16 protein-coding genes are annotated in these 21064 nt (G+C 68.7%); 2 read left to right on the forward strand and 14 right to left on the reverse strand.

From position 1 onward, the window contains the following. The 12 genes from FOY91_RS06915 to FOY91_RS06970 form a co-directional block, all read right to left on the reverse strand. Positions 1-703: dihydroxy-acid dehydratase domain-containing protein (locus tag FOY91_RS06915; RefSeq protein WP_203234513.1), on the reverse strand; the 703-nt coding region annotated here is incomplete at its 3' end. Positions 704-713: 10 nt separating this feature from the next. Next, a complete protein-coding gene (locus FOY91_RS06920) occupies positions 714-1859 on the reverse strand; it encodes an aldose epimerase family protein (RefSeq protein WP_145149468.1) in 1146 nt (381 codons plus the stop codon). A 201-nt stretch (positions 1860-2060) separates the two neighbouring features. Continuing rightward, on the reverse strand, positions 2061-2849 hold the full coding sequence (locus tag FOY91_RS06925; RefSeq protein ID WP_420822864.1) for a FadR/GntR family transcriptional regulator: 789 nt from the start codon (positions 2847-2849) through the stop codon (positions 2061-2063). Between the two features lie 151 nt (positions 2850-3000). Further along, positions 3001-4254: an acyl-CoA dehydrogenase family protein gene (locus FOY91_RS06930; RefSeq protein WP_145149472.1), complete on the reverse strand. Its 1254-nt coding sequence runs from the start codon at positions 4252-4254 to the stop codon at positions 3001-3003. Then, positions 4251-5381: an acyl-CoA dehydrogenase family protein gene (locus tag FOY91_RS06935; protein ID WP_145149474.1), complete on the reverse strand. Its 1131-nt coding sequence runs from the start codon at positions 5379-5381 to the stop codon at positions 4251-4253. The genes FOY91_RS06930 and FOY91_RS06935 overlap by 4 nt, the downstream gene beginning before the upstream one ends. 82 nt (positions 5382-5463) lie before the next feature. Beyond that, positions 5464-6948 (reverse strand): aldehyde dehydrogenase, encoded by a 1485-nt coding sequence (locus tag FOY91_RS06940; protein ID WP_145149476.1) that lies wholly within the window; start codon positions 6946-6948, stop codon positions 5464-5466. A gap of 78 nt (positions 6949-7026) precedes the next feature. Beyond that, positions 7027-8112: a Zn-dependent alcohol dehydrogenase gene (locus FOY91_RS06945; RefSeq protein ID WP_145149478.1), complete on the reverse strand. Its 1086-nt coding sequence runs from the start codon at positions 8110-8112 to the stop codon at positions 7027-7029. Between the two features lie 25 nt (positions 8113-8137). Further along, positions 8138-9889: an N-acyl-D-amino-acid deacylase family protein gene (locus FOY91_RS06950; RefSeq protein WP_145149480.1), complete on the reverse strand. Its 1752-nt coding sequence runs from the start codon at positions 9887-9889 to the stop codon at positions 8138-8140. Between the two features lie 13 nt (positions 9890-9902). Continuing rightward, positions 9903-10829 (reverse strand): SDR family NAD(P)-dependent oxidoreductase, encoded by a 927-nt coding sequence (locus tag FOY91_RS06955; protein WP_145149482.1) that lies wholly within the window; start codon positions 10827-10829, stop codon positions 9903-9905. After that, entirely contained in the window at positions 10829-12535 is a 1707-nt protein-coding gene (locus tag FOY91_RS06960; protein WP_238995288.1) for a flavin-containing monooxygenase, read from the reverse strand. Before FOY91_RS06960 ends, FOY91_RS06955 begins: the two co-directional genes overlap by 1 nt. A 44-nt stretch (positions 12536-12579) precedes the next feature. Beyond that, the gene (locus tag FOY91_RS06965) at positions 12580-13233 is read right to left on the reverse strand and encodes a TetR/AcrR family transcriptional regulator (RefSeq protein WP_162527168.1); all 654 of its coding nucleotides are present in this window, start codon (positions 13231-13233) and stop codon (positions 12580-12582) included. A 94-nt stretch (positions 13234-13327) separates the two neighbouring features. Beyond that, on the reverse strand, positions 13328-14485 hold the full coding sequence (locus tag FOY91_RS06970) for an epoxide hydrolase family protein (RefSeq protein ID WP_145149485.1): 1158 nt from the start codon (positions 14483-14485) through the stop codon (positions 13328-13330). Between the two features lie 408 nt (positions 14486-14893). Here FOY91_RS06970 and FOY91_RS06975 point away from each other — a divergent pair, with 408 nt between their 5' ends. Next, positions 14894-15151, forward strand: a complete 258-nt coding sequence (locus FOY91_RS06975; RefSeq protein ID WP_145149487.1) for a hypothetical protein — start codon at positions 14894-14896, stop codon at positions 15149-15151. A 180-nt stretch (positions 15152-15331) separates the two neighbouring features. After that, a complete protein-coding gene (locus FOY91_RS06980; RefSeq protein WP_238995289.1) occupies positions 15332-17731 on the forward strand; it encodes a TonB-dependent receptor in 2400 nt (799 codons plus the stop codon). An 89-nt stretch (positions 17732-17820) separates the two neighbouring features. On the opposite strand, the gene FOY91_RS06985 is transcribed toward FOY91_RS06980, so the two are convergent. Next, complete coding sequence (locus tag FOY91_RS06985; protein ID WP_145149489.1) at positions 17821-19686, reverse strand: phosphoenolpyruvate carboxykinase (GTP); 1866 nt, start codon at positions 19684-19686, stop codon at positions 17821-17823. A gap of 269 nt (positions 19687-19955) precedes the next feature. Continuing rightward, positions 19956-20963 carry a zinc-dependent alcohol dehydrogenase family protein gene (locus FOY91_RS06990; RefSeq protein WP_145149492.1) on the reverse strand — a complete coding sequence of 336 codons (1008 nt, stop codon included), beginning with the start codon at positions 20961-20963 and terminating at the stop codon, positions 19956-19958. Positions 20964-21064: the final 101 nt, after the last annotated feature.

Here is a 21064-nt window from a genome sequence, read left to right on the forward strand (position 1 = left end):
CGCGATAGGGCGCGGGGATCGCCGCCGAGCCGGGCAGCGACATGCCCAGCGCCTCGGCCAGCGAGTTCATCGTCGTGGCGGTGCCCATCGTGTTGCAATAGCCGGTGGAGGGCGCGGACGAGGCGACGAGCTTGATGAAGCCGGACTGGTCGAGTTCGCCGGCCGCCATCATCTGCCGCGCCTTCCACACGATCGTGCCCGATCCGGTGCGCTCGCCCTTGTGCCAGCCGTTCAGCATCGGGCCGACCGACAGCGCGATCGCCGGGATGTTTACCGTGGCGGCCGCCATCAGGCAGGCCGGCGTCGTCTTGTCGCAGCCGATCGTCAGCACCACGCCGTCGAGCGGGTAGCCGTACAGCACCTCAACGAGGCCGAGATAGGCGAGGTTGCGGTCAAGCCCGGCGGTGGGGCGCTTGCCCGTCTCCTGGATCGGGTGGACGGGGAATTCGAGCGGGATGCCGCCCATTTCGCGGATGCCCTCGCGCACCCGCTCGGCCAGCACGAGATGGTGGCGGTTGCAGGGGGAAAGATCGCTGCCGGTCTGTGCGATACCGATGATCGGGCGGCCGGATTGCAACTCCTCGAGGCTGATACCGAAGTTGAGGTAACGCTCCAGATAAAGCGCGGTCATGTCGATGTTGTCGGGGTTGTCGAACCAGGCGCGCGAGCGGAGCTTGGGCGCGGCGGAAGGCATATCGGTCATCGGGGTTCCGTCAGCGGGCGGTGGTGAGGCGGTAGATCATGACATGCCGGTAGGGCTTGCCGGGATCGACACGGGAGGAGACGAACGCGGGCTGGTTCGGCGCGTCCGGAAATTTCTGCGGCTCCAGCGCGATGCCGTCGCCCATCCGGTAGACGTGGCCCTGCTTGCCGATGAACGTCCCGTCGAGAAAATTGCCGGTGTAGAATTGCAGGCCCGGCTCGGTGCTCAGCACTTCCAGCACCCGGCCGGATTTCGGGTCCTCCAGCCGTGCCGCCAGCTGCGGCGTGGCGGTAAGCCCCTTGTCGAGCGCGAAGTTATGGTCGTAACCGCGCCCGAAACGGATCTGCTCGTCGCGCCCGTCGCGGATGCCGTCGGCGATCACGCGGGGGGCGCGGAAGTCGAAGACGGTGCCCGTGACCGGACGACGTTCCCCGGTGGGGATGAGGGCGAAGTCGATCGGGGTGTAGGCCGCGGCGGGGATCGTCAGGTGGTGGAAGGTCGCGCCTTCGCTCGATCCCTCGCCGGCCAGGTTGAAGATCGCGTGATTGGTCATGTTGACCACGGTCGGCTTTGTCGTCGTCGCGGCGAAGGTGATGGTGAGCGCGTTGCTCTCGTCCAGCGCATACGTGACGGTCGCGTCGAGCGCGCCCGGATAGCCCGAGGCGCCGTCCGGGCTGCGGTGGGCGAGAACCACGCTGGCGGATGCACCGCTGGTGACGGAGGCGACCGACCAATTCTGCTTGTCGAAGCCCTTGCCGCCGCCGTGAAGCGAATTGACCTTGTCGTTCAGCGGCAGCTGGTACGTCTTGCCATCCAACACGAACTTGCCGCCGGCGATGCGGTTGGCATAGCGCCCCACCGTGACGCCGAAATAATTGGGGTGCGCCTCATAGGCGGTCGTATCGTCGTAGCCGAGGATCACGTCGGCCGGCCGGCCGTTGCGATCGGGGCCGATCAGGGACTGGAGCGTCGCGCCGTAGGTGAGGCCCCGAGCCGAGACGCCATGCTGGTTGGAGAGCGTGCTCGCCTCCACGGTGGTGCCGTCCGCCAGCTTGCCCGCCGGCATCCGCCTGGCGACCGCAGCGCCCGCCGCCGTTCCCGCGCAAAGCGCGACCGTGGCCGCCGCAATCAATCCTGCGCGCACCGTCTTCCGCATGTTCCGCCCCCTGGCTTTTCCGGGTGTCGTTCCCGCGCCTTACACCTGTTTAGTCCGACATTCCGGTGGAGGGCAAGGCATCTGTCGGTGGGCGGTGAGGGTTCAGGTGCGATTCGTGCAGCGTCGAAAAATTGCCCCACCGTGAATGAAATGAACGCGACGACCGATCACCGCCCGGCAGGGATCGAGTCCCGGGCGGGCTCAGCCCTGCATGGCGTTGCTGGTATCCTCCAGCGCCAGATCGACGAGGATGCGCATCGCCGCGCTCGCCGCCGCGGCATCGCCCGCCAGGATCGCCTCGTAGACCTTCGCATGATCGGGAATCGCGTTGCGGGGCAGGCCACGCGCGCGCTGCTTGTACTGGGTCGTCCAGTTCACCGCCGCGCCGATACTGGCGCTCAGCGCCATCATCGCGTCGTTTCCCGTCGCCCGGAGGATCGCATCGTGAAAGTCGCGATCGGCGGCGCGGCCGGCATCCGTCGCCAGCGAGTGCCGCCGCATGTTGGCCAGCGCGTCCTTCATCAGCTTGAGGTCGTCGCGATTGCGGCGCTCGGCGGCGAAGGCGGCGGCGGCCGGTTCCACGACCGCGCGAAGTTCGAACAGGTTGTGCACGAAATGCACGTCCGGCTCCCCGGCAAAGGCCCAGGCGAGGACTTCGGGATCGAGCAGGTTCCAGCGTTCGCGCGGGAGGATGCGGGTGCCGGCCTTCGGGCGGCTTTCGACCAGACCCTTGGCGGTGAGCACCTGCACCGCCTCGCGATAGGCGCCGCGCGATACGCCGAGCGCCTCGGAGAACTCGACCTCGCTCGACAGCAGGCTGCCCGGGGCAAACTCGCCGGCCAGGATGGCGGTGCCGAGTTTGCGGGCGATCGCGCCGTGCAGCCGCCGCCCGGTCCCACGCGCGGGGCGCTTGCCGGCGGGCAGTGCGTCGTCTTCCCCGGTTGCGGGAGAAACGGACGCATCGCCGGCTTGCTGGTCGTCGGCGTCGATCATCGGTTAAGGCCCTCCTCGCGCACCGCTATCAGCGCGGCGCCGATCGGGGAATGGGGAACGACCCGTTCCGGAGGCCGCGTTACTCCGACTACTGCGGTTGCCACGACGGCGGCGCGCGGTCGTGCAAGCGGGGAAGGCCGTGCCCGGTTCAGCGGCTCGGCCCGCGCGGCACATCGCGAAACGCCACGCCGTGGTCGCCCGATGGCTCGCGCGGCATCCCCAGAATGCGCTCGCTCACCACGTTGCGCGCGATCTCCGTCGTGCCGCCGCCGATGCAGGCCACCTGGCGCAGCAGGAAGTCCATGCCCGGCGCCCCGTTTTCCGCCTCGTCCGCCTCGCTCCATGCGGCGGCGTCCGATCCGGCCAGATCGAATGCGATCGTCGTGCGGCGGACGGCCGCCATGCCGTGGAACAGCCGGCCGATCGCCGATCCATCCACGTTCGCGGTGCCGGAGGCGGCCGCGGCGGCGAGCCGGCGGTTGAGCGAATGGGTGACGATATCGAGCGCGCGGGCCTCGCCGATCAGCTCCCGCGCGATGGGGTCGTCGAGGCGCCCGGCAGTGGCGGCCATCGCCACCAGCGGCGACCCCCTCGTGCCCCCGCCGCTCAGTCCGGTCGGCCGGGTGACGTAGGGCGAGTTGGCGGCCATCCGCTCGTGGAACATCCAGCGGCTGCCGACCGTCCAGCCGCCGTTGACGGCGCCCACGCGATCGCTGTCGGGTATGCGGACATCGGTGAAGAATTCCTGACAGGCTTCTGATTCGCCATTCAGCCGCTCGATCCGGCGAATCTCGATGCCGGGCTGGCGCAACGGCAGCATGAAGACGGTGAGGCCCTGATGCTTCGGCACGTTCCAGTCGGTCCGGGCGAGGCACAGGCCCCAGTCCGCCCAATAGGCGCGCGAGGTCCACACCTTCGATCCGTTGAGGATCCAGTCGTCGCCGTCGCGGACCGCCGCCGTGGTGGCGCCCGCCACGTCCGATCCGCCGCCCGGCTCGGACAGCATCTGCACCCAGAAGGCATCGCCCTTCAGGATCGGCGGAATGTGCCTCGCCTTCTGCTCCGGCGTGCCGAATTCCAGCAGGATCGCGGCGCAGGGCGTGAAGGTGGGCACCATGAAGCGCGAGGGGAATTCGTGCCCGGCCAGTTCCTCGTTGAACGCGCGCTGGTGGTCGGGCGACAGGCCCAGCCCGCCATATTCACGCGGAAAGCAGATGCCCGCGAAACCGCCGTCGTACAATTTGCGCTGCAATGCGCGATCGCGCGCGACGGCAACCAGTTCGGCGGCGTCGTCCGCGCAATCCTGATCCAGATCCCAGGGCTGCACCGGCCCCAGGTTCGCCGCGATCCAGCCGCGCGCGCGGTGGCGAAAATCCTCGACGCTTTCCCCGCTGTCGCTCATGCCCGCGTCTCCCGCCCGATCTGCATGGCGGCCAGCAGCCGCCTGTGGTCCGCCGGCGTGCCGTACAGCAGCCGGTTGAGGGTGACCCGCCGCAGGAAAAAGTGGAGGTCGTGCTCGTAGGTCACGCCGATGCCGCCGTGCATCTGCACGCATTCCTGCGCGAGTTCGGGGCCGTGGTGGCCGATATAGGCCTTGGCGGCGCTGGCGGTGTCGGCGGCCAGCGGCGTGTCGTCCGCCACCGCGTCCGCTGCGGCATCGCTGATCGCATGGCTCGCCTCCAGCCAGCTCTTCATGTCGGCAAAGCGGTGCTTGAGCGCCTGATAGGAAGCGAGGGCGCGGCCGAAGGCGTAGCGATCGAACGCCCAGTCGAGCGTCATCGCAAAGGCCGCGTCCATCGCCCCGACCGATTCCGCCGAGAGCATGACGGCGGCATGCCGCACCTGCCGCGCGATCTGATCGTCCGCGCGACCATGATCGCCGACGAGCGCTGCCGCCGGCGCGCGAACGGAATCGAACGTCACGGCGGCGAAGCGGCGGCTGACGTCGAGGCCCTTCAGCGCCCGTATCCCGACACCGGCCTCGCCGGTGGGGACGAGAAGCTGGGTCGCGCCGCCGCTCTCGCTCCGCCCGCTGACCAGCAAATACGCGGCCTGCCCGGCGGCCTCCACGGGGCGGACCGATCCGTCGATCACGAAATCGTCGCCGTCGCGGCGGATCGTCACGTCCGGCTCCTGCCAGGGCGCGGCGCCGAGGCAGGCGGTGGCGATGGTCGTGCCGGCGATCAGTCCGTCGAGCACGGCGCGGGGCAGGTCACCCGGCTGGCCGGACAGGGCCGAGGCCACCACGTTGCAGTCCACGAGCGGGCCGGGGGCGGCGTGACGGCCGAACTCGTAGGCGATCAGCGCGAGATCGACCGTACCCCGGCCGCTGACGCTGCCGCCGCCGTCCGCTTCGTCGACCAGCGGCATGGTCCAGCCGAGCGCCGCGCCGTCGGCCCAATAGCCCGGGTCGAAACCGGCCGGATCGTTCCGGTTCTCGCGCAGGCGGGCCAGCGGCACGCGCTCGCCCAGGAACCGTGCGGTCGTGTCGCGGAACAGCGCCTGATCGGCGGTGAGGTCATGCCACATGCGCGCGCTTCTCCCCTGACGGCAGCGGTTTGGACGGCGCCGTCACCCGGGCTGCGGGCGGCGGCGCCGTCGTCTTGATCCGTCAGGCGGCGGCTTCGGGCGCCGTCTCGAAGATCATCGTCTTGGCTTCGAGATAGGGGTGCAGCCCCTCGACGCCGCCCTCACGGCCGATGCCCGACTGCTTGAACCCGCCGAACGCGATGCCGAAATCGGAGCGGAAGCTGTTGTGCCCCACGGTGCCCGCGCGCAGCCGGCGGCCGACCGCATAGGCGCGCTCGGGATCGTTGGTGAATACGCTGCTGTTGAGGCCGTAGATGGTATCGTTGGCGAGTTCGATCGCATGCTCCTCGCTGGAGGCGGCGATCACGCTCAGCACCGGGCCGAAGATCTCCTCGCGCGCGATGGTGGAGTTGTTGTCCACGTTGGCGAACACCGTCGGCTCGATGAAATAACCGCGGTTGAGGTGCGCGGGGCGCCCGCCGCCGGTGGCCAGCCGCGATCCTTCCGATTTGGCCTGCGCGATCAGGCCCTCCACCCGGTCGCGCTGCCGGCCCATCGCCAGCGGCCCCATCTGGCTCGACGCATCGAACGGGTCGCCGACCTTGATGCCGCCGAACGAGGCGGAGAGCGCGTCGACGAAGTCGTCGTGCCGCTTGTCGCTGACGATGATGCGGGTGAGCGAGGAGCAGACCTGCCCGGTCATCAGCGGCGCCATGCGCGCGATCGTGGTCGCCGCCTTGGCGATGTCATAGTCGTCGAGGATCACGGCCGGGGACTTTCCGCCCAGTTCCAGCGTGACCCGCGCGACCCGCTCCCCGCAGATCGAGGCGATCTTGCGCCCGGCGGCGGTCGAGCCGGTGAAGCTCACCTTGTCCACGCCCGGGTTGCGAACGAGCAGTTCGGACACTTCGCGCTCGGCGGTCAGCACGTTGACGACACCGGCGGGCAGGCCGACCTCCTCGCAGATTTCCGCGAGGAAATAGGGCGCGGCCGGCGCCTCGGGCGAGGCCTTGACGATCACCGTGCAGCCGGCGATCAGCGCGGCGGCCACCTTGTACGACATCAGCGAATGCGGCGCGTTCCACGGGATGATCGCGGCGACCACGCCGACCGGCTCGCGCACCAGCAGCGCGGGCAGGCCCGAGGCGGACGTGTGCTTCTCCTCCCAGGCGAAGGTCTCGCCGAGGCCGGCGTAATAACGGAACACATCGGCGACGCCCTTGGCCGAGTGGATCGACATCGAGCGCAGCACGCCCGATTCAGATGCCCAGGTATCGGCCAGCGCCTCGCGCTTCTGTTCCCACGCATCGGCGATGCGGGTGAGGAACGCGCCGCGCTCGGCGGGGCTCATCCGCGGCCACGGGCCATTGTCGAAGGCGTTGCGTGCGGCGGCCACCGCCCGCTCGATATCGGGCGCCTGCGCCTCGGCGACGGTGAGGAACGTCTCCTCGCTGGTGCTGTCCACCACGTCGAACGTGGTGGAGGCGGACGGCTCGATCCAGTCCCCGCCGATGAACAGCGCGCGCGGCTGGCGGACATGGCTGGCGCGGGGGGCGATAGTGCTCATGATAACCTCTTCCTGTAATGGGGGCCTGCCGGCGTCATGCGGCGGCGTCCGGTCGGTCTCTGTCGGCGGCGATCCGGATCAATGATCGAAGACGATCACGCTACGCGCCGTCTCACCCGCGATCAACTGCTCGTACCCCTCGTTGATCTGCTCCAGCGCGATACGTTGCGAGATCAGGGGATCGAGCGTCAGACGACCGTCTAGGTAGAGCTGCGCATAGGTGGGGATCACGCGCTGGAACGGCACCGATCCCATGTTCGAGCCGATGATGCGGATCTCCTTGCCGAGCAGCGCCAGCGCGGGAACGCTCAGTTCGGCGTCCATCCTGGTGATGCCGACGATCATCAGCGTGCCGCGCTTGCGCAGCATCATGAAGGCCTGCCGCTGCACCGCCGGAATGCCGATCACCTCGAAGGCATAGTCCGCGCCGCCGCCGGTCGCCTCGATCACCCGCTCGACCGCCCCTTCGCCGCCCAGCACCACGTCGGTCGCGCCGAACGCGCGGGCGAGTTCGAGCTTGGCGGGGTTGAGATCGACCGCGATGATCTGCGCCGCGCCGGCCAGCCGCGCGCCCTGCACCACGTTAAGGCCGACGCCGCCGCAGCCGAGCACCACGACCTTGCTGCCGGGCTTCACGTCCGCGCCCGCCGTGACCGAGCCGATCCCGGTGAGCACCGCGCAGCCGAGCACCGCCGCGACATCCAGCGGCATCCCCTCCGGCAGTTTCGAGACGGCGCTGCGGTGGACGATCATCTCCTCGGCGAACGCGCCCAGGTTGCAGAACTGCTGGATGGCCTCGCCGTTCTGGCGGATCGGCGAGTTCGTCTGCGGCTGCGGGCGGACGGGCTTGTCGCTGCACAGGTGGTTGTGGCCATCCTGGCAATCGCCGCAATGGCCGCAGTAGATCGAGGTGCAGGTGACGACGCGGTCGCCGGGGGCCAGCCCGCGCACGTCGCTGCCCACCGCCTCGACGATGCCCGACGCCTCGTGGCCGAGCACGATCGGGAAGGGGGAACCAAGGTCGCCCGACATCACGTGATAGTCGCTGTGGCACAGGCCGCTTCCCGCCACGCGGATGCGAACCTCTTCCGGGCGGGGGCCGTCGAGTTCCACCGTCTCGATCGTCAGGGGTTCACGGGCGGCGCGAAGAATGGCAGCTTTCATCGGGTATCCTCGTTTTCGGGGGAATTCAGGCGGCGAGCGCCGGGGCGGGGGCGGCCTGCGCCCCGCGCACCAGCTTGCCGGGCAGCGCGCCGGTCGGCCGGTCGTCGCGGGTGATGATCTCGCCCGCGACGATCATGTAGCGATAGCCGTTGGCGCGCTGGTCCAGCCGGCGGCCGCCGCCGGGCAGGTCGTCGGCGATCTCTGGCGCGTGCAGGGTCAGGCCGTCGTAGTCGATGACGTTGACGTCCGCCTTGTAGCCCGGCGCGATCACGCCGCGATCGCGGAAGCCGACGATGGCGGCCGGATGCGAGGTCATCAGGCGCACGGCCTCCTCGATGGCGAGCCTGCGGCCCTGGCGGTCGCGCGTCCAGTGGGTGAGCACGAAGGTGGGGTAGCTGGAATCGCAGATCAGCCCGTAATGCGCGCCGCCGTCGCCCAGCCCCATGACGGCGTGGGGATCGTCGAAGAAGTCGAACATGAAATCGAGGCTGTCGTTGGCGAAATTGCCGAACGCGACCAGCAGCATGCCCTTGCCGTCGTTCTCCAGCAGCAGGTCGTAGGCCAGTTCGGCGGCGGGACGGCCCTCGCGCGCGGCCCGGTCGGCGATGCTGGTGCCGCGCGCCGGCTCGTAGCAGGGCGGATCGGGCAACTCGAACATCACGTCATACTGCCGGGTCATCGTGGTCAGCGGCAGCAGCGCCTCGTCCGGCTCGTCCGCCAGGATGCGCGCCCGCACCTCCGGCTTGCGCAGTTCCACGACGCGTTCCGCCAGCGGCAGGTGGGCGATCGCCTTGTAGGCCGGGGTGTTGACCCACGGGTTGCTGGTCAGATCGAAGCTGGCCATCATCCCCACCGGCCGGGGGAAATATTGCGCGTGGATCGGTGCGCCGCCATCGCGGTTGTGCGCCTGCGTCAGCCGCAGCAACTCCTGCCCGAACGCCGGGTTCTTGCGCGACATCACGATGGTGTAGGTGATCGGCAGGCCTACGGCATCGCTGACCCCCTTGATGAGCGCGAATTCCTCCGCCGGCGTCAGTCCGGTCATGCCGAGCTCGGGGATCAGCTGGATCAGCCCGCCGCCAGCGTCCTTCACCGCCTGTGCGGCGGCGACCAGCTCGTTCTCGCCGGCGTCGAAGCTGGGGATCAGCGCGCCGTCGCTGCGCCGGTCCACCGCCGTGCGCGAGGTGGCGAAGCCGAGCGCGCCGATCTCCACCGCTTCCTTCACGATCGCCTGCATGCCGGCGAGGTCCGCGCGGGTCGGCACCTCGCGGTTGGCGCCGCGCTCCCCCATCACGTTCACCCGCACCGGCGAATGCGGCGCGAAGACGCCGATGTCGATGTCGCGCGGCCGGGCGCCGATCACGTCCATATATTCGGGGAAGGTCTCCCAGTCCCAGGTCAGCCCTTCCTTCATCACCACGCCGGGAATGTCCTCGACACCCTCCATCGTGGCGCACAGCAGTTCGCGGTCGCCCGGGCGGCACGGCGCGAAGCCGACGCCGCAGTTGCCGAGGATCACCGTCGACACGCCATGCGATGACGACGGGTTCATCCGCTGCGACCAGACGGCCTGTCCGTCGTAATGGGTGTGCAGGTCGATGAAGCCCGGCGTCACCAGCAGGCCGGTGGCGTCGATCTCCTCGGCCGCCGTGCCGTCGACCGTGCCGACCGCCCGGATGATCCCGCCCGCGATCGCGATATCGGCGTGCTTCGGTTCGGCGCCGGTGCCGTCGACGACGAGGCCGCCCCGGACGATGATGTCGTAACGCGCCGTCATTGCGGTTCTCCTCTCAGGCAGGGGCGTGGCCGGGGGCGGCGGTCGTCTCCGCGCGCCCGATCGATTGCAGGATGGCGTCCAGGATCGGCGGATAGGGGTTCGTGCCCGATGCGCGACCGACGGCGATCGAGGTCGCCTTGGCGACGTCCGCCTCGCCGTCATGGCCGGGCAGCACGTAGAGCCGCCGCCCGGCGATCGCGTCGAACGTCTGGCGGGCCACCTCGTCGGCGCCCATCGCGTGGCCGCTGGCGACATGGTTGCGCATCATCTGCTCCATCGCGCGCACCGTGCGATGCCTGAACCGCGCGCCCTCGGCCAGCGCCAGCGCGGCGGGGCTGGCCTTTTCGGGGGACATGATGTCGGTCTGGATGATCGTCGGCATCGCGATGGTGACGCCGATGCTGTCGATCTCCTCCGCCGCCAGATCCATGTACAGCGCCTCCGTCAGCGCCAGCGCGGCATGCTTGCTCGTCGAATAGGTGGCGTAGCCCGGATAGACGGTGATCGCCGCCGCCGAGGCGACGGTGACGACGTGGCACGGATCCCCCTGCGCGATCATGCGTGGCACGAACGCGCGGATGCCGTGCGCGATGCTCTTGACGTTGAGGTCGAGAATCCAGTCGAGCTGCGCCTCGGGCGTCTCCCACGCCAGGCTGGCGACGAACGCGCCGGCATTGTTGATGAGCAGATTGACCTTGCCGAAGCGTTCGACGGCGGCCGACGCCAGCGCCTCAACCTCGGCGGAGCTGGTGACGTCGGCCCGCACGGCCAGCACATCTCCGCCCAACTCGGAAAGGGACTTTCGCGCCGCCTCCAGCGCATCCTCCCGGATGTCCGAAAGGACGACCGCCATCCCGCGACGGACGGCTTCCTGCGCCAGCGCGAAGCCGATGCCGCCGGCCGCCCCCGTGATGGCGGCCACCGATCCCCGGAACTCCATCAGTGCGCTCCTGCGGCGGCGGTGGCCGGCGTGCGAACGGCGGGCATCCTGTCGCCGCCGGCCGACAGCGTGAAGCCGGCATAATCGTCCGCGACGATCGACTCGACCCGCTCGACGTAGCGGTCCAGCCCGCCGATATACATCAGGAACACGCGCGGCTTGCCCGGCACGTTGGCGCCCATGTACCAGCTGTTGGCCTTGGTATAGAGCGTCTTTTCCGCCATGTTCGCCACCTCGTGAGCCCAGGCGACCTGCGCGTCGGCATCGGCCTCTATCCGGGTGAGGCCGTTCTTTTCCAGATGGTCGATGGTGTCGGCGATCCAGTCGACGTGATGCTCGATCGTCTGGAGCATGTTGGCCAGCACCGAGGGGCTGGACGGGCCGTTGACCGTGAACAGGTTGGGAAACCCCGCGATCATCAGCCCGAGGTAGCTCTGTGGCCCGTCCGCCCACGCTTCGCGCAGGGTGACGCCGTTCACGCCGGTGATGTTCAGCGCCAGCAGCGGCCCGGTGACGGCATCGAAGCCGGTGGCGAACACGATCAGGTCGAACGGATACTCCTGCTCCGTCGTCCGGATGCCGTCCGCCGTGATGCGCTCGATCGGCGTCTCGCGGATATCGACCAGATCCACGTTGTCGCGGTTGAACGTCGCATAATAGCCGGTGTCGAGGCACAGCCGCTTGGTGCCGAACGGGAAGCTCTTCGGCATCAGCGTCTCGGCGGTCGCGGGATCCTTGACGACGCTGCGGATCTTTTCATGGACGAAGGCGGCGGCGGCGGCGTTCGAATCCGGATTGCTTGAAATGTCGCTGAACACCGATTGCAGGCTGAACGTGCCGAAGCCCCACGCCTCCTCGAACCGGGCGCGGCGCTCCTCCTCCGATACCGACATCGCCGGCAGGCCGGTGTTGATACGCGACGGCACGCCGCCCTTGGTGCGGCGGTTGCGCTTGTGGTGCGCGGCATGATCGGCGCGGACCTCGGCTTCGTAGGCCGGATCGACCGGGCCGTTGTGCGCCGGCACGCTGAAGTTGGGCGTGCGCTGGAAGACGGTGAGGTGCGCTGCCTGCTCGGCAAGAATCGGGATCGACTGAATGCCCGACGAGCCGGTGCCGATCACCGCGACCCGCTTGCCCGCCACGTCCACCGGCTCGCGCGGCCAGGCGCCGGTCTGCACCCAGCGGCCCCGATAGTCGTCGAGGCCATCGATTTCCGGTGGCTTGGGCAGCGAGAGGCTGCCGACCGCCGTCATCAGGTATCTGCAGCGCACGGTGTCTCCGCGATCGGTGCGGACGAGCCACTCGTTGGCGCTCTCGTCTAAATCGGCCGAGGTCACGCGTGTCTCGAAGGCGATCTCGCGGCGCAGATCGAACCTGTCGGCGACATGGTTGGCGTATTGCAATATCTCCGGCTGGGTGGCGAAGCGTTCGCTCCAGCGCCAGCCGTCCAGCACTTCGGGCGCGAACGAATAGGCGTAGTCCAGGCTCTCCACGTCGCAGCGCGCGCCGGGGTAGCGGTTCCAGAACCAGGTGCCGCCGATTTCGGGCGCGGCCTCGAAGCCGAAGGCGGTCAGGCCGAGCTCGCGGAAGCGGTAATGCGCGTACAGCCCGGCGAAGCCCGCACCAACGACGACGACATCGACCGACGGCGGCACGGCCCGGTCTGTCCGGTCACGGTCGGCGCTTGCGAGATCAGAATGGGCCAAATGCCTCTCCAATTATCTTGTCGGTTGCGGGACAGGCCGAATATTCAGCCGTGCCGATCGTTCGTGAGGACGAAATCGAGAAAATTGTCCGCCAGCACCTCGATCATCATCGGATTGCGGGCGACCCCGGCGTCGGAGGCGGCGTGGTTGCTCTGGTCCATGATCGTGTACACCAGCAGCCAGGCCTTCACCCATCGCTTCTGGTCGGCGGGCAGCGCCGGTTCCAGATCGAAGGCGGGGATCTTGCGCCCGAGCGAGCCGACCAGCTGATACAGATAAGGCTGTACCTGCTGGGTGAAGCCGGCTTCCTCGACGTTGGCCTGCGCCAGTACGCGCAGGATGCCGCCGAGCACCCGGTCGCCCTCGAAGAACTCGCGGAGCCACTCCACCACCGTCGCCCGGTCGCGATAATCGCGCGTGGCGATCGCCAGCATCCGGGGCGCGCCATCCGCCGCCGCCTGCTGGAAAAGCTCCAGCGCCAAGGCGGCCTTGCCGGTGAAATGGCGATAGAAGGTGATCCGGCTGACGGCCGCTTCCGCCGTGATGTCGTCGATCGACACCGCGCCGTAGCCATGTTTGCAGAACAGCCGCACCGAGGCCGCGAGCAGCTTCTCCCGACTGTCCTGCTTGCGCTGCTGGTTGAAGGCGAGAAGGCCGGCCATGCGTGGATCGCTGCCGTCAGTCTCCTCGTCGTTCATGCAGGCTCTCCGCATCGGACGGCGACTTCGCATGAGTTGCCCTGACCGATGGTACATTCGGTATCAGACGTTATGCCGGGCGTAAACCATACGATCAGGCCGGTGCCCGATCGCGGATCGTCGCGAAGGCGGCGCGAAGCTCGTCCACGAACAGGGCGGGTTGCTCGAACGCGGCGAAATGGCCGCCGCGCGCCGGCTCGCCCCAGTGGACGATGTTGCTGTACTTGCGCGCGGCCCAGCGCCGCGAGGGGCGGGTCATCTCGCCGGGGAAGATGCTGCACCCGACGGGCAGGTCGGTCGTGCCGGCACCGAACCCGGCCATGCTTTCCCAATAGAGCCGCGCCGAGGACGCGCCCGCGGCGGGCAGCCAGTAGAGCATGATGTTGTCGAGCATCTCGTCGTAGCTCAGCACCGTCGTCGGATCGCCCCCGCTGTCGGTCCACGCGGCCAGCTTCTCGTAGATCCACGCCGCCTGGCCCGCCGGCGAATCGACCAGCGAATAGCCGAGCGTCTGCGGGCGCGTGCGCTGCAGTTCGGCATAGGCCCGGCCCTGTGTGCTGACCTGCTGCATGTCTGCGATCGCCGTTTTCTCGCGGTCGTTCAGGGTCGCCAGATCGTCCGCCGTCGGGGTCGCGACCACGAAGTTGAGGTGGATGGCTGCAAGCTCGGGCGGCCGGATCACCGCCATCGCGCTGGTGACGGCCGAGCCCCAGTCGCCGCCCTGCGCCACGAAACGATCATAGCCCAGGCGCCGCATCAGCTCGATCCAGGCGGCGGCGATCCGCTCGACCGACCAGCCGTGTTCGGCCGGCTTGTCCGAAAAACCGTAGCCGGGCAGGCTGGGAATGACGAGGTGGAACGCCTGCCCGCGATCGCCGCCATGCGCCGCCGGATCGCTGAGCGGCCCGATCACCTTCAGGAACTCGATCACCGATCCCGGCCAGCCGTGGGTGAGGATCAGCGGCAGCGCATCCGGTTCGGGCGAGCGGATGTGAAGGAAGTGGATGCCCAGCCCGTCGATCGTGGTGCGGAACTGGCCCAGCGCGTTCAGCCGGGCCTCGCAGCGCCGCCAGTCGTAGCTGTCGCGCCAGTAGGCGCACAACGCCTGCGCGTCGGCGAGAGGCACGCCTTGCGTGGCGTCCATCACCGTCTCCCGCTCCGGCCAGCGCGTCCGGGCGAGCCGATCGCGCAGGTCGTCCAGCGCGGCCTCGGGCACGTCGAGGTGGAAGTCTTCGATCAAACCGGCCGTCATTCCGCTCTCCGTATTATCTTTATTCACGCAGAATCGAACAAGTGATACTGGGTGTCTCACATGCCGTCGATCGTTGCAACGGTGCCGTCTCGCCAAGGCGATCGCTCGCGCATAGGCGATCGGCTGGCATGAGCGCTCCGATGCTGCGCAGGATACCGTTCGACTTCGAGGGTGTCGACTTCGTCCGGATGGTCGGCGGCATCCTCGAACCCAGCTTCCCTGGCACAATCCCGATCGCAGACGCGTGCCGGCCTGTTATGGCGCATGGCGCGATCGTTACGAGCGCGGCAAGGACATGAGCGTCAAGCAAGGCCTCGCCGGCAAAGGGGCACTGATCGCCGATGTCGCCACGTCGGGCGCGGTCCGCTAGGGCACGACCTCCTGTAGCCGTGGCCCGGAGAGGCGCCGATGTCCGATGATTATGCCCACGGCCGCCGCGACGGCCTCCGTCTGGCGCTGGCCGTGCTGGCGGCGGAGGAAGCGAAATGGGCGGCGCTGCTGGGCGAAAGCCCCTCATGGCGCACCAACGCGATCCGCGAGGTCCGCCACAAGACGCTGCAGGTGGCGCAGAAGCGCATCCACACCGTTCTGGGCCGAATGACGCCGAAGGACGACAAGGCGATGAGCGCGGAACTCAGCGCGGCACTGGACAAGGTGGGCCTCTAGCGGAACCGGCGACAGGCCGGGCATTCTGTCGGGGAGGGCGAACGGCCCCCTCTGCACCGGGTGGATCTCGCCGACCTTGTTGTCATTGGGGGCGCTTCCCGCCACTCATCTTCTCTGTATACCGCCGGATATATCGACTCGGAGAAGCCGGGCGAGATCACGGGCTTGCAGGGGGATCTGATGCGGGGACCAATCGGGGTGATGATGACGGCCGGGCTGACGCTGGCGGCGTCGCCGGCACTGGCGCAGGCAGGGTCGGGCGTGCCGTTGCCCGTTTCCGCAAAGGCGGTGCAGCCGGCAACGGTCCGCGCGACCACGGACGGGGGCGGCGGCGTGCCCGAGATCATCGTCACCGCGCGCCGCCGGGCCGAGGATGCGCAGGCGGTGCCGGGCGGACTGTCGGTGGTGGGGGCGGCGCTGATCGACCGCTCCTATACGGTCAACACGTCGCAGCTGAGCCAGCTCGTGCCCAGCCTCAACTACAGCTCGGCCAATCCGCGCAACACCGCCTTCACCATCCGCGGCCTGGGCAGCAGCGTGGTGGCGGTCAGCCAGGCGAACGACGGGCTGGAGCCGGGCGTCGGCTTCTACGTCGATCAGGTGTATCACGCGCGCCCGGCCACCGCCGCGTTCGACTTCACCGACATCGAGCAGATCGAGGTGCTGCGCGGGCCGCAGGGCACGTTGTTCGGCAAGAACAGCACGGCCGGTGCGATCAACATCACCAGCCGCCTACCCAGCTTCATGCCGGAGATGCGCGGTGAGGTGTCGTTCGGCAGCGACAATTTCCTGCAAGCCAAGGCATCCGGCTCGGGACCGATCACCGATACGCTGGCGTTCCGCATCTCCGCCCTCTCCACCCGGCGCGACGGCGTGATCCGCAACTTGACGGTTGGGCGGGACCAGAACACGCTCGGCAATCAGGCGGTGCGCGGGCAGTTGCTCTACAAGCCGTCGGAGGCGTTGCAGGTGCGCCTGATCGCCGATTTCGCCAATTTCCAGAACGAATGCTGCACGCAGGTGTACGTCCGCGTCGCACCGACGCTGAAGGCGGCCGCGCGGCAATATCCGGCGCTGGCGGCCAACCTGCCCGGTGGCCCGTACCGCCCGCCGAGCCTGAACCCCTATGACCGCGTGACCGACATCGACGCCGAACTGGGCGTGAGCACCAGCGAGGGCGGCGTCTCCGGCATCGTCGACTGGGATTTCGGCGGCGCGACGCTCACCTCCGTGACGGCATGTCGTTTCTGGAACTGGGATGCGGCCAACGACCGCGACTATACCGGCATCCCGATCCAGGTCACCCAGCACATCCCGAGCCGGCAGGATCAGTACAGCCAGGAACTGCGCGTCGCCTCGAACGGCGACGGGCCGGTCAGCTATGTCGGCGGGCTGTATTTCTTCCGCCAGAGGATCACCGGCCGGCCGATCTCGATCTACGGGCCGCGCGGCGCCTACTGGCTGCTGTTCGCCGACAGCAACCTGCTCGACGGCTATGGCAGCGACGGCCGCACCGATTTCCGTTCCGACAGCTATGCCGCGTTCGGCGAGGCGAACTGGCGCCCGCTCCCGGGGCTGACGCTGACCGGGGGCTTGCGCTACACCTATGAGGAGAAGGAAGGCACCTACGACACCTTCACCTTCGGCGGCCCGGCGGTGGTGACGGCGGCACAGCGCGCCAGCCAGCGCACGATCCTGAACGGGCAGAGCTATGCCGCCAGCGACAGGAACGGCGATGTCACGGGGCGCGCCAACATCTCCTATGCGCTGACCGACGAGGTGCGCGGCTACGTCAGCTATGCGCGCGGGGCGAAATCGGGCGGCATCAACATGTCCGGCCTGCCGCTGGACAACAACGGCCAGCCCGCGCTGAACACCGCGGTGGTGAAGCCGGAGAAGAATACCGCCTGGGAGGTGGGGCTGAAGACGCAACTGTTCGATCGCCGGCTGACCCTGAACATCGATGCGTTCCACACCACGGTGCGCGATTTCCAGGCCAACGTGACGGATACCGGCGCGGCGGTGGCGCTGCGCACCTATCTGGCGAACATCCCCGAGGTGCGGGTGAAGGGGATCGAGGCGGATGCGATCGCGCAGGTGACGCGCGATTTCCAGCTGCGCGCGTCCGGCGCCTACAGCCGGGGCAGGTACGTCTCCTACCCCAACGGCCCATGCCCGATCGAGCGGATCGGCACCGGCACCAGCGCGTGCGACCTGAGCGGGCGGGGATTGTCCGGTCTGCCGAAATGGTCGGTCACGCTGGGGGCGGACTATGCCCATCCGCTGGACGGGCTGGGGCGTGACGGGGCGATCCTGCTGCATGTCAGTTCGAATACGCGCAGCCGCACCTTCGGCGATCCCACCGCATCGGCGTTCACGATCATCGGCGGCTACACGATAGTGAACGGCAGCATCGGCCTGCGGTTCGCCGAGGGGCTGGAGGTGGCGGTGTTCAGCCGCAACCTGTTCGACAAGAACTACATCCAGAACCTGACGATCCAGGCAGGCAATTCCGGCCTGGTCCTCGGCACGCCGAACGACCCGCGCACGATCGGCGCGACGCTGCGCGCGCGGCTCTGAGGCGGGGAGGGGGCGGCCCTCGTGGCCGCCGGATCCTGCCGATATAAGAAAAAGGCCGGCCCCGCATGGTACGGGGCCGGTCCATCGGGTCAGGCGGCGGCGGAGACGCCCAGCCGCTCTTCCAGCGCTCGCTGCTCGGTCCAGAGCGCAGGCGGCACGTTGCCGAACTTCTTCAGGTCGGCCGCGCTCGACTCCGCCTCGCGCGCCCAGACCGCCGGATCGACCGAGAATAGCTCCTTCAGCGCCGCCGGATCGAGGTTCAGGCCGTCAAGGTCAATGCCGCCCGGCACCGGCAGGCGGCCGATCGGGCTGTCCACCGCGTCCGCCGTGCCTTCGCACCGCTCCACGATCCACTTCAGCACGCGCACGTTCTCGCCGAAGCCCGGCCACAGGAACTTGCCGTCCGGCCCCTTGCGGAACCAGTTGACGAGGAAGATGCGCGGCAGCACGCCGGCATCGCTCGACGCCGAGGCGCCGATCCGCAGCCAGTGGGTGAAGTAGTCCGCCATGTCGTAACCGCAGAACGGCAGCATGGCGAACGGATCGCGGCGCAGCGCGCCCACCGCATTCTCCGCCGCCGCCGTGCCTTCCGAGGCGATGTTGGCGGCAAGGTAAACGCCGTGCGTCCAGTCGAACGATTCCACCACCAGCGGCACCGCCGTGGCGCGACGGCCGCCGAACAGGATCGCCGAGATCGGCACGCCTTCGGGCGAATCCCACTCGTCCGCGATCGCCGGGCACTGCGAGGCAGGCACGGTGAAGCGGGCGTTGGGGTGCGCGGCCGGCTTGCCGCTGGCCGGATCGTAGGGGTTGCCCTGCCAGTCGGTCATGCCCTCGGGCGCGGTGTCGCTCAGGCCTTCCCACCACACGTCGCCATCGGCGGTCAGTGCGGTGTTGGTGTAGATCGCGTTGGCGTGCAGCGTTTCCACCGCGTTGCGGTTGGTGCCGGGGCCGGTGCCGGGCGCGACGCCGAAGAAGCCCGCTTCCGGGTTCACCGCATACAGCCGTCCGTCGGTGCCAAAGCGCATCCACGCGATGTCGTCGCCGACCGTCTCGGCCTTCCAGCCGGGGATCGTCGGCTCCAGCATGGCCAGGTTGGTCTTGCCGCAGGCGGACGGGAAGGCGGCGGCGACGAAGTGCGTCTTGCCCTCGGGCGAGGTCAGCTTGAGGATGAGCATGTGCTCGGCCAGCCAGCCGCCGTCACGCGCCATCACGCTGGCGATACGCAGCGCGAAGCACTTCTTGCCGAGTAGCGCGTTGCCGCCGTAGCCCGAGCCGTAGGACCAGATCTCGCGCGTCTCGGGATAGTGGACGATCCACTTCTCGTCGTTGCACGGCCACGCCACGTCCTTGGCACCAGCGGCCAGCGGCGCGCCGACCGAGTGGATGCAGCGCACGAAGAAGCCGTCGTCGCCGAGCATGTCGAGCGCCTGGGTGCCCATCCGCGTCATGATCTTCATCGACAGGACGACATAGGCGCTGTCGGTCAGCTCCACGCCGATCGCGCTCTTGTCGGAGCCGATCGGCCCCATGCAGAACGGCACGACATACATCGTGCGGCCGCGCATCGCACCGTCGAACAGCCCGTCCATCTTGGTGCGGGTGTCGGCGGGGTCGCGCCAGTTGTTGGTCGGCCCGGCATCCGATTCCTGCGCCGAGCAGATGAAGGTGCGGCTCTCGACACGGGCGACGTCGCGCGGATCGGAACGAGCATAGAAGCTGTTCGGCCGCTTGGCCGGATCGAGCTGGGTCAGCGTGCCCGCATCGACCAGCTGGGCGGTCAGCCGGTCCCATTCCTCCTGCGAACCGTCGCACCAGACGACCTGATCGGGCTTGGTCAGCGCAGCGACCTCCTCGACCCAGGCGACCAGGGCGCGATGGCCGGTCGGGGCGGGGGTGGTATCGGCCTTGGTGGTATCGGAATGCAACACGGGCATGGTAGTCGAGTCTGTCATGGCGATCCTGTTCATCACCGGCGCTGCCGCCGCTTGCCGGCGAGCCTGAATATCGGCCACGCCGGGCCACAATGATTCCGATCCCGATGGGACCGGCAGAAGGGCTGCATCGCACAAATCGATGCCGTTCGGCGAGATCAATTCAACGTCGCCGCCGACGTTTACCCATTTTTCGGGACTTTAGCACCATGCCGGGACGATGTGGAGTCGCCCCGTCCGGTGCCGGTCGCGCCGATCTCGATGATAAACGCCTGCCGCCCGGGCGATGCTCAGAGCAGGGTGATCCCCACCTTGCCGAAGAAGCGACCGCTTTCGAGATGACGGTAGGCGTCGTCGATACGCGACAGATCGTAGACGACATCCACCACCGGCCGCACGGCATGTCGCGCGCAGAAGGCGAGCATCGTTTCATGGTCGGTGCGGTGGCCCACCGTGATCGGCGCGACGGGGTGGCCGCCGATCTCCTGCCGCTCCCAGCTGAAATCGTCCCCCAGCATCCCGATCGCCGAAATGACGCCGCCGGGGGCGAGCAGCCCGGCCGCCGCCTCCACCTCGCTGGATCCCACGACGTCGACAAGGATGTCGATCCGGGCGCCACCAAGCTCGCGCCGCACCGCTGCCGCCCAGTCCGTCTCCCGCCGGTAGTTGACGGTGATGTCCGCCCCGAGCGCGCGGGCGCGGGCCAGCTTGTCGTCCGACGATGAGGTGATGGCGACATGCGCGCCCGCCGCCTTGGCGAACTGCAACGCCGCGATCGAGACGCCGCCGGTGCCCTGGCACAACACCCATTCCCCGGCCCGTAGCGGGCGCGGGGCGAACAGCGCGTTCCACGCGGTGAGTCCGGCGCAGGTCATCGTCGCGGCTTCCAGATCGCTCATCGTGGCGGGGTTGTGGACAAGGCTTTCGGCCGGGAACACGGCATATTGGCGCGCCACGCCATCGGCCTGGCCGCCGAGCATCGCCAGCGAGGTCTGCTGCCCCTCGATCCAGCCCAGTGCGAAGATCGGGCTGACGCGGTCGCCGGGCGCCACCCGCTCCACCCCGCCGCCGACCGCTGCGACCACGCCGGCCGCACACGAAAGCGGCACGTAATCCGGCGTCTTCGTCATGCCCGGCAGGCGGCCGGTGGCGAACAGCAGGTCGCGGTAGTTGAGCGTCGCCGCATTCAGCCGCACCAGTGCCTCGCCTGCGCCGGGCGTCGGCATCTCGCCTTCGACGAGGCGCAATCCCTCGATCCCGGCCCCGCCCACGGCCGTCGCGCCCAGCATCTTCGTCATGTCGTCTCTCCCTGATCGATCGATAGGCGATGTTCGCATCGTCCTTAAACCGAAAATGCCGCGGGGTATGCGCGGCAGCCCGGCGACCCGGGCGTCGGAAC

The sequence above is a fragment of the Alterirhizorhabdus solaris genome (genome assembly GCF_007785815.1).
GTDB classification, from domain to species: Bacteria; Pseudomonadota; Alphaproteobacteria; order Sphingomonadales; family Sphingomonadaceae; genus Alterirhizorhabdus; species Alterirhizorhabdus solaris.